Origin of the sequence: Escherichia sp. AM3, from assembly GCF_032029835.1 — a bacterium.
In the GTDB taxonomy this organism is placed as follows: Bacteria; Pseudomonadota; Gammaproteobacteria; order Enterobacterales; family Enterobacteriaceae; genus Escherichia; species Escherichia coli.
Map to the genome: position 1 here is coordinate 1 of NZ_JAVUPQ010000439.1, position 784 is coordinate 784.

At 56.8% G+C, this 784-nt stretch carries 2 pseudogenes; both read left to right on the plus strand.

Annotation, left to right across the window (positions count from 1 at the left end):
- Nucleotides 1–225, plus strand: a pseudogene (locus RTW80_RS26440) (hypothetical protein); the annotation flags it as partial.
- Nucleotides 226–464: 239 nt separating this feature from the next.
- Nucleotides 465–784 (plus strand): annotated as a pseudogene (locus RTW80_RS26445) (DUF4942 domain-containing protein); the annotation flags it as partial.

Below are 784 nucleotides of genomic sequence, written 5' to 3' on the forward strand. Positions count from 1 at the left end.
GTGTATGTCGTGCTGTTTTCTCTGTTTTCACCTGTGCGGGAGTGGTGTACCAGTGACCACCGCATGCCGTTGTTGTGCCGTCGGTTTTCTCCGGTCGCGCCGGATGCGGCGCTCCCTGCACACCTGACGGTGTGTAAGGCCACTGCGCCTGATGGCGCAGTCAACCCTTCCGCCGCCACCCCTGCGGCCTGTTTCCCGCTGTGGACTTTCCGGGGGCTGGAGTAACCACATCCCGTTTCAGCAGTCCAGGGGAAGATATACCGTCCACAAAATTTTTAGCCATAAACCCGGCAAAAAATTTTGCGTCCGCCCCCGGACAGCTGCCCCGTGACGTGGTGACGGACGCCCCATCGGAAAGGTCCACTGCGGGGAAATACCCTAAGACCCGGACGGCAGAAGGAGCTTCGCTCCTCCGGGAAATGACCTGGCTGACCCGGCAGTCGTGACGATGAGGAGACAATGTGATGAATCAGACTTTACCCACTGCTGACCTGAATACTGCCGGCACGACAGATGTTATTCCGTCTGTGGCTATCGACCGCATCATCGCGCAGCGTAACGAAGGTATTGCACTGTTCATGCAGGCGATGGAATGCCTGGCGACAGCGCGCAGGATTCTGCTCGATGCGTCAGGTGATATTTTTCTTTACGGGTTTGAAGACTGCGTGACTGATTCCGTTCGTCGCATGGATAAGCCGGAAGAAGCGAAAAGGAATATCACCCGTCTTGCCGACCGGAAAATCTGGGACCGCCTGATGACAGATACGGGCATGTACACCTTCAT